This window comes from Paenibacillus sp. KS1, assembly GCF_001680695.1.
Classification (GTDB): Bacteria; Bacillota; Bacilli; order Paenibacillales; family Paenibacillaceae; genus Paenibacillus_B; species Paenibacillus_B suaedae.
On the sequence record NZ_MAIS01000193.1, the window covers coordinates 1 to 2,620 of the forward strand.

The 2,620-nt window shown below is 36.4% G+C and carries 2 protein-coding genes; both read left to right on the forward strand.

What is annotated here, in order from left to right:
• Positions 1–433 precede the first annotated feature (433 nt).
• Entirely contained in the window at positions 434–1,729 is a 1,296-nt protein-coding gene (locus BBG47_RS27630) for a helix-turn-helix domain-containing protein (protein ID WP_065294418.1), read from the forward strand.
• A gap of 327 nt (positions 1,730–2,056) precedes the next feature.
• On the forward strand, positions 2,057–2,227 hold the full coding sequence (locus tag BBG47_RS29190; RefSeq protein ID WP_254659951.1) for an aspartyl-phosphate phosphatase Spo0E family protein: 171 nt from the start codon (positions 2,057–2,059) through the stop codon (positions 2,225–2,227).
• The last annotated feature ends 393 nt before the right edge of the window (positions 2,228–2,620 follow it).

A 2,620-nucleotide genomic window follows, 5' to 3' on the forward strand; every position in this document is an offset into this window, starting at 1 on the left:
TTGTACCCGGAAAACCGTATATTTACTATTCCCTCCTCCATCAACATGATAGGTCTCCCCTAGTCTTTCACCCGTTTTATTTGCATAATTCATGTAGGTGAACCGATGTGCATAGGCGTTTTGAAATATAGCATGTTCTTACTAAAGTAAAAAGACCCACCCAGACAACAAAGCCATGTTTATCCCACGTAATAGGAAAACAGTAGCTTTCAACAATCATGAATTTTGTGTATTCCTAAAATCATTTCGCCTCATTGATTAATCTAGATGCAGAGAAATGAAGTCGTATAATCAAGCCTATTCACCACCCAAAACAAAAGAGTTAGAATTATCTCCTTCCATTTCTTATCTTTCTCATATCATCGATCAATTTACATGAGCTATACAATATGGTAAAATATAGTTGGTCAATTTAGTAAGAGGAGGAAATGAATTGGAATCAACTCTTATTCAAAAGACGATAGGTGAACTAATACTTGATACTAGACGTGCCTCAAATATGTCAATCACGCAACTGTCTGAACTGTCTGGTGTCAACAGAGGCGCTATATCAAGGCTTGAGAATAACGATGTAAAGCGCCCTGAATTTGCAGCTATATATGCCTTATCAGTAGCGTTACAGATTTCTTTTGATGAGATCGTTCATTATTATGTTGATACCGAGAAGAGATCTGACGTATTGCTACATATTTTATCAGTATCGATTCAGCAAAATAGTGACATCGATCTGATAAGAAAAGTTGCAACAAAATACCTTGAAGCTCCTAATGAAGACAGCTTCGACTTAACCGAAAAGCTTTATCAATACATCGGCTCCATTGAAGACCCCTCCATCAGATTATCCTTATATACCCTCATCATAGATCACTCGCGTTCACACGGAATCATGCCCTACATAGCAAAAGGTCTGTACCAAAAATATCTTATTGAACGAAATGATTTTAGCAAATTGAAGGAAACTTATTATAGTGGGAAGTATATTCTTCACTACATTGAATTTTTGTCGCAACAAGATCGGATTGAGCTATACTATAAGCTAGGTATCCATGCCTTTAATCTGAGAATTTACATGGAGAGCATTGACCACTGTAAAAGAGTACTCGGGGAGGAGGATGGGCTAAGTCCATACAAAATATATGCACTTGGAATACTTAGAGACGCAAACTTTTGTATAGAGGATTATAAAGAGGCTGAGATGTACTCTATACAGTATAAACAATTCAATTATCTAAATTATCCGCACACTAAAGAGCATGTTGTCCTTATGGATGCACAATTTGCCGCCAAGAAAGGCGACGCTGAAAAAGCAATTGAGATACTTTTATCCTTCCTTGAGACTTGCAGCGATACCCACATAGTTTCTGCATACAGGCAACTTCTTCAATTGTACTTACAACAAAACAACCATACAGGAATAAAGGATACGTTGGACAAATGCAAAGAGATCGTCCCTATTGCTAATTCTAATAATCCTTTTATCTGTTCAATGTACGGAGACTTATTAAAAATCAAAGGGGAGTGCTATTTAACACTAGGTGATTATGCACAATGCATAGAACTGATGGTGGAAAGTGCCTCATGGTATTCCAAAGTCAACGACACTAAGAAAGAGAAAGAATGCCTTAATGTGATTATGCGAATAAATTTAGAGCACCGCGTCTCCCCACAAACTACATTTGAAAAGTTGAGTAAATATTTCATTCAAAGCGCTAAAGAAATGGAGGGTTAAGCATGAAAAACTTAATCAAAAGCCTGTATTCCAAGTCCCTTCTTTACACAGTGGTCTTTGTGACAACAGTAGCGGCACTCTCTGGTGAATCAGGGAGCGTATTCCCGTGGTAATGAGAGGAGTATCTTTTGATATCGGATGACAAGAACATTTAGACACTTCATGCCGCGTAAAATGCGGCTTTTTATTTTATGTCCCTAAGTTCTTGTCATCCGACATTTGATGCTTCTTTTCATTTTTCGACAAATTATTGAAGTGTAATATTTTCACATATCTTACTAGAACGTGCATTATACTCAGAAAGAAGAGATAGTGTACGTGAGGTGAGTGATAATAGACTCTTTAGAGAATAAAATTAACGAACTTAGGCAGAAGCTTACGGAGATTGTTCAGATTAAGGGCGGTTTTATAGACGAAGAAGTTATACTAATCAGCCAACAACTCGATAAATTAATAATGGAGATGCAAATGCGTCAAGGAAAAAGAAAGAAACTATAATTCAATAACTCCAATACTAGTCTCAATGTATTGGGGTTATTTTGTTTTCAAACGGTAATAATAGATATAGATTCATATAAAGGAGGACTGATACGATGGCCAAAGAAGTTGGGGAAATGAATGCCGAGAAACGACTTATTTGACTGTTAGAGGGTATTTCTAGCATTTGTATGAATGAAGAAATTGTTAAACAAGCAAGTTCATTTTGGATTAGGTGTAGATCCTCTGCTTGAACGATTATTACTTCATCACCATTGGTGGAAACAAATTAAAGCTGAACTAAATAAAAAAACCGGATATTAGACTTGTGACGATAATAAACGATAATACAGCCTTAAAATTGTTAGCGCAGCTGCTCGTACTAGGAACCACCATTATAGATGTATCTATTTA